Raw genomic sequence first — 6,763 nt, forward strand, 5'->3', positions numbered from 1 at the left:
AGCATCTTAAATAATTTGTTTTGAAGCTCTTTCATTCTATAAACGATTTTCAGTCAACCAAGAAAACAATCTTAACTCTTGGAACCTTTGACGGTGTGCATATTGGTCACAAAAAAATTCTGGAAAGAATTACACAAAATACTGAAAACGGAAAATACGAAAGCCTCGTTCTTACCTTTTTTCCACATCCAAGAATGGTTCTTCAGGAAAAATCGGAAATAAGATTACTTAATACCATCAATGAAAAAATAGAACTTCTTGAAGCTACTGGAATTGAAAATCTGGTGGTTCATCCGTTCAACGAAAGTTTTTCACGATTGACCGCAGAAGAATTTGTTCACACCATTTTGGTAGATAAATTTCAAATTCATAAAATAATTATAGGACACGATCATCGTTTTGGTCGTAATCGAACAGCTAATATCGATGATTTAATTGCTTTTGGAAAAGAATATGGATTTGAAGTAGAACAAATTTCGGCCGAAGAAATTCAAGATGTTTCGGTAAGTTCAACCAAAATCAGAAAAGCTTTAAATGAAGGCAATATGGCTTTGGCAAATAAATATTTGGGATACGAATATTTCTTAAACGGTACAGTTGTAAAAGGAAAACAACTGGGTAGAACGATTGGTTTTCCTACTGCAAATATTCATATTGAAGAAGATTATAAACTGATTCCAAAAATTGGCGTTTATGTGGTAAAAGCTTTAGTGAATGAAGAAACGGTTTACGGAATGATGAACATTGGTTTTAATCCGACTGTTAATGGAGAAAAACAAACTATAGAAGTTCATCTTTTTAATTTTGACAAAGATATTTACGAGCAAAATATAAAAGTTTCCTTACTTCATTATATTCGTGAAGAACAAAAATTCGGTTCAGTAGATGCGTTGAAAGCTCAGCTTCATCAAGATCAGACCGAATCTTTGGCCTTTGTAAACCTTCTTTAGAAAAAATAAGCTGTATAGTTTTTATTATTTTTAAATCATTGTAGTTATTTTTTTAGTAAATTTAGAGTACTGTTTTTCAAACATTTACTATTAACTTCTTTAAAAGTAACCACTATGAAACTACCTAAAGAAATTACCAATGGTTTTTTGATTTTTCTCGGAATTGGCATTTATTTTTTATTAATGAATGTTTTGGGTTTAGCAGATTTGTTTTACTTAAGAACACTTAATGTATTCTTTATATTTTATGGTGTCAATAGGACAATGCAAATGAACCTTCATGAGGGAGAAACCAATTTTGTATCTAACGCTGTTTCTGCAATGACAACTTCTGTTGTTGGAGTATCTATGAGCGTATTTGGATTATTAGTCTATAGTTATGCTCGAGGCGGAGACGCTTATGTAAAAACTTTATCCGAAACATTTATGTTTGGAGGCAATCCATCTGTACCAACTTACTGTATTTGTTTATTGTTTGAAGGAATTGCTTCATCAGTAATTGTTACGTTAATGATGATGTTGTATTGGAATAATAAATATGCAGCCGATTAATTAGTCAATAAAAACAAATATTTAGACACTCTAAAATCATAGAATTAAGAAATTTTATGATTTTAGAGTGTTTCTTTTTTGAAAAAGATTCACAAATCTTCATTTCGAAACACGTACGGCAGGTGTTATCATAATTTACTTACTTTTAATGTTCCAAAAAACAATTTATCCATGAGCATTAAAAAACACAACTGGACAAAAGACGAAATAATTGCCATCTACAATAAACCTTTGATGGATTTACTTTATGAAGCTGCTACAATTCACAGAGAACAGCATGACCCAAATGTAGTTCAGGTTTCTACTTTACTTTCTATAAAAACAGGCGGATGCCCTGAAGATTGTGGCTACTGTCCTCAGGCGGCAAGATACAATACTGGCGTTGAGGGAAATGATTTGATGACTGTAAGTCAAGTAAAAGCTCAGGCTTTAAGAGCAAAATCTAACGGATCTTCTCGTGTATGCATGGGTGCAGCCTGGCGAAATGTAAAAGATGGAGAAGAATTTGATCAAGTCTTAGAAATGGTTAGAACTATAAATAAGCTAGACATGGAAGTTTGCTGCACTCTAGGAATGTTGACTGAGAACCAGGCAAAACGTTTGGCAGAAGCAGGTTTGTATGCCTACAATCACAATTTGGATACTTCTGAAGAATATTATAAAGATGTTATTTCGACCAGAGGTTTCGAAGATCGTTTGCAAACTATAGAAAATGTCCGCAAGACAAATGTAACCGTTTGTAGCGGCGGAATCATCGGAATGGGAGAAAGTGTAGAAGATCGCGCTGGTATGCTTGTGGCACTTTCCACTTTAAATCCACAACCAGAATCAGTTCCGATTAATGCTTTAGTGGCTGTTGAAGGAACTCCTATGGAAGAAGAAAAACCAGTAGAAATTTGGGAAATGATCCGAATGGTCGCAACCACAAGAATTGTGATGCCCGAAACACAAGTTCGATTGTCTGCCGGAAGAACCAATATGTCACGAGAAGGTCAAGCCATGTGTTTCTTCGCAGGAGCAAATTCTATATTTGCAGGAGACAAATTACTTACAACACCAAACCCGGATGTAAATGACGACATGAAAATGTTTGAAACTTTAGGAATGGTTGCACAAAAGCCTTTTATAAAAATTATGCAACCTAAAACCGTTGAAGCGGCAGATTCTCAATTCAATGATTTAGGAGAAAAACCAAAATGGTCAAGACCAAAACATACAATTGAAAGAAACATTGAAGCTTCGATTAGATCAAAAATTTAGTCTATAGAGCTCATAAATCTCAATAAATATTCTTAAATTGCTTGTAGCACAGAGTTATAAGCAATTTTTTTATTTAGAAAATGAAATTAAAACAGATCGAACGGGTTAAAAAAATCTCTAAAGAAGACTTTATTTCCCAATATGTAAAAAAACAAATTCCAGTTGTTGTTGAAGAGCTGACTGAAGACTGGCCCGCTTATCAAAAATGGAAATTATCCTATATTAATGATATTGCAGGAGACATCACTGTTCCTTTGTACGATGATCGTCCTGTCAACCACGAAGAAGGATTTAACCAAGCTCATTTAGAAATGAAAATGAGCGATTATATTACTCTTTTAGAATCAAAACCTACCAATTACCGTATTTTTCTTTATAATTTAATGAAACAGGTGCCAACCTTAAAAAATGACTTTTTATGGCCGGATATTGGTTTAAAATTGGTTAAGCAATTACCCATGTTATTTTTTGGTGGAGAAAATGCGAGAGTCTTTATGCATTATGATATTGATTACTCTAATATTTTGCATTTTCATTTTCATGGAGAAAAGCAGTGTATGATTTTTGCACCAGATCAGTCCAAATATATGTACAAAGTTCCTCATGCTTTAATCTCGAGAGAAGATATTGATTTTGACAATCCTGATTACGACAAATTTCCCGCTCTAAAAAATGCTGAAGGTTTTGTTACCAATCTAAAACACGGCGAAATGTTGTATATGCCTGAAGGTTATTGGCATTATATGAAATATTTAACTCCAGGATTTTCGATGAGTCTTCGTGCATTTCCAAGAAATATCGTTAATTTATCTAAAGCCGCCTACAATGTTTTTATCATGCGTCATTTTGATATCATGATGCGAAAAATAAAAGGCCAAAAATGGATTGATTATAAAAACGAAAAGGCCATTACCAATACAAATGAAAATTTGAGACGTACGGCATAATTGTAAAAAAGGCGGTTGATTTTTTAAATTTCAACCGCCTTTTTTATTAGTTATAGATTATTTTTCTGGTAACATTTTTACCATTATCCAAAGTTATTTTGACCAAGAGAACTTGTGGTCCAGACCTTAAATTCGTGATGAGCCATTCTTTATTGTCAATTCCTTTTTTGTCATATAATAATTTTCCTGAAACATCATAAACCGAGACTCCTTCCAGATTTTCATTATCTGAAAAAGATTGGACTTTTATATTTTTGTCTTTCACAGAAACAGCAATATTTCTTTCAGAATTTGTAAAGTCCTCATTTCCTAAAGTTCCATTAGGATCGGTGTATCGTAAAACAAATCGTTTTTGAAAAACTCCTATTTCTGTTGTAAAAGTATAACCTCCTGTAGTAAGATTATGTACTTTTTTTGTCATATTATCCTGTAGGTAAATCGTCTGATCGCTCAGGTTTCCATCGGTATGATCTATAGCTATTGTGAACTCACCTTTTAAAGCAGATCTATACCCTAATGGAATGGTATCTGACACTGTAAATGGAAGTGCTCTACCTTGAATGACAAGTTTTCTGTTATTATTTACACTGTAAAAATCTATATCTGGATGCGCATCAAGACTCACGGCATCAAAATTGTTGTCCCAGGAATTTGTTGCTCCTGTTATATATCCTAATAAAAGTTGTTTAAACGCTCCTTCTTTGTTTGATAAGTTTAACCAAACCCTGTGTTTTTCTATGGCAGCTGCAGAACTGGTTCTAAAAAACTGACTGTTTTCTCCCGGTACCCGCATTGCATTGGTAAAAATGACTCTCTGATTTGTTCTTGCTCTTACAAGGAATCCTTGACCACTTGCAATATAACCACTCGGGGTACTTTGGTTTCCTGGATTTGGTGACGGAATTCCAATTGCGACACTTCCCGATAAGTTATAAATCGCATAATCATCATTACTATAATAATAAAAACCATTTCCAGGATTATATGGTTTTGGAAGCGTATTGTGAGTCCAAATATAAATGGTTCCATAAATATTCGCCTGATTATCATTAATAAATCGATCTGCATAAAGGGCTGACGGATACGGATTTCCTACAAGATTGTATTTATCGGCAACAGGAGGTGGTCCTAAAATATCACCATTATTAGGAACTCCAATAAACTGAGAATTATAGACAGAAGGTACATCTAAATCATAAGACTGAGGCGCTCTCACACTGTATCCTCTTCCTGGTTCCATTTCTTCTGCTCCGTTATAGATCGTCACCCACAATGTTACAGGATCTAACTTAAAGTATTTATCCGCTAATGTATTTGGCGTTAAATCATGTAAAGTAAAAACTGGGGTTCTCTTAACAGGAGTTGACCAATGCGTAAAATCGTAACGTCTTACTGGCTTAGTATCTCTTTTATAAATAATATTTCCTGTATTCACCACATTTGCGGTCTGCACTAAACTTGAATTATTTTCGAAAGTCAATGTTCCTCCACTATTCGTAACCGCATTTGTAATCGTCAAGGTATGATTAGAATTTACTGTAACATTTACACCAGAATCTACCGTACAAGAACAACCATTTAAGTCACCCGTTGTTGAATAATTTCCTGAAAACCGAATAGCATCTGTTAATACTGGTTCACTTCCTTTTGACCAGGCTGTTCCATTCCATGTATTGGTAACTGGAGCTAAGATTTCTACATTTACTGTTGGCATTGAAGGACAACCAGAAGGTTCCTGAATTGTAAAATTGTAACTTCCTGGGCTCAAATTTGAAATAGTAAAAGTTGTTCCTGATGATGTATGAGTTTGAGAAACAGTTCCATATTGAGTAATTATAGAATTTGGTGTTGGAAATAAACCGGTTAAAACAATACTTCCGGTTGGAGTTATACAAGTTGGCTGTGTAACTGTTCCAATTACAGGTACAGAAGGCAATGGAGTTACTGTAATTGTTGCAGAGCCTCCAGTAAACCCGCTGCTTCTGACACAAGAATTAGCACCAGTGACCGAAACCAAAGTATATGTTGTTGTACTTGTGACCGGAGTTGTAAATACTGCGAATGGCGTACCGCTTACCACATTATTAACTGTACGGTTAGCTGTTCCGTCGTTGTAAACTATTGTATAATTTCCTGTTCCTGCACTTGCTGTAAAGGTCAGCTGTCCAGCTCCTGTTCCACAGAATGGGCCGTTGGCTGTCAAGCTTCCCTGCGGTAATGGATTTACAGTAATCGTTGCTGAACCGGCTGTAAAACTAGTAGTTCTCGAACAGCTATTGGCACCAGTTACTGAAACCAGCGTATATGTGGTTGTCGTTGTGACTGGTGTAACAGCCGTATTAAATGGTGTACCGCTTACAACATTATTGGCAGTTCGGTTCGCTGTTCCATCATTATATACAACTGTAAATGGTCCTGTTCCTGCACTCGCAGTAAAAATAAGCTGTCCAGCACCTGTTTCACAAAAAGGACCGTTGGCTGTCAAGCTTCCCTGCGGTAATGGATTTACGGTAATCACTGCTGAACCGGCTGTAAAACTAGTAGTTCTCGAACAGCTATTGGCACCAGTTACTGAAACCAGCGTATATGTGGTTGTCGCTGTGACTGGTGTAACAGCCGTATTAAATGGTGTACCGCTTACAACATTATTGACCGTACGATTCGCTGTTCCGTCATTGTAAACAACTGTAAATGGTCCTGTTCCTGCACTTGCTGTAAAAGTCAGCTGGCCGTCACCTGTTGTACAGAATGGACCATTGGCTGTCAAGCTTCCCTGTGGTAATGGATTTACGGTAATTGTAGCTGAACCGACTGTAAAACTAGTAGTTCTCGAACAGGTATTGGTACCAGTTACTGAAACCAGCGTATATGTGGTTGTCGCTGTGACTGGTGTAACAGCCGTACTAAATGGTATACCGCTTACAACATTATTGGCAGTTCGGTTCGCTGTTCCATCATTATATACAACTGTAAACGGTCCTGTTCCTGCACTCGCAGTAAAAGTAAGCTGTCCAGCACCTGTTTCACAAAAAGGACCATTGGCTGTCAAGCTTC

General features: G+C 35.8%; 5 protein-coding genes. 4 read left to right on the plus strand and 1 reads right to left on the minus strand.

Annotated features, from left to right (window positions below):
• Positions 1-20: 20 nt before the first annotated feature.
• The 4 genes from VGE71_RS03240 (at position 21) to VGE71_RS03255 (ending at position 3,709) form a co-directional block, all read left to right on the plus strand.
• The gene (locus VGE71_RS03240) at positions 21-950 is read left to right on the plus strand and encodes a bifunctional riboflavin kinase/FAD synthetase (protein ID WP_331137011.1); all 930 of its coding nucleotides are present in this window, start codon (positions 21-23) and stop codon (positions 948-950) included.
• Positions 951-1,064: 114 nt separating this feature from the next.
• The gene (locus VGE71_RS03245) at positions 1,065-1,502 is read left to right on the plus strand and encodes a hypothetical protein (RefSeq protein WP_331137012.1); all 438 of its coding nucleotides are present in this window, start codon (positions 1,065-1,067) and stop codon (positions 1,500-1,502) included.
• A 171-nt stretch (positions 1,503-1,673) separates the two neighbouring features.
• On the plus strand, positions 1,674-2,762 hold the full coding sequence (gene bioB, locus VGE71_RS03250) for a biotin synthase BioB (RefSeq protein WP_331137013.1): 1,089 nt from the start codon (positions 1,674-1,676) through the stop codon (positions 2,760-2,762).
• Positions 2,763-2,842: 80 nt separating this feature from the next.
• The gene (locus tag VGE71_RS03255) at positions 2,843-3,709 is read left to right on the plus strand and encodes a cupin-like domain-containing protein (RefSeq protein WP_331137014.1); all 867 of its coding nucleotides are present in this window, start codon (positions 2,843-2,845) and stop codon (positions 3,707-3,709) included.
• Between the two features lie 46 nt (positions 3,710-3,755).
• On the opposite strand, the gene VGE71_RS03260 is transcribed toward VGE71_RS03255, so the two are convergent.
• A partial coding sequence (locus tag VGE71_RS03260) for a T9SS sorting signal type C domain-containing protein (protein WP_331137015.1) occupies positions 3,756-6,763 on the minus strand: 3,008 nt, incomplete at its 5' end.

It is taken from the genome of Flavobacterium sp. (assembly GCF_036405015.1).
Classification (GTDB): domain Bacteria; phylum Bacteroidota; class Bacteroidia; order Flavobacteriales; family Flavobacteriaceae; genus Flavobacterium.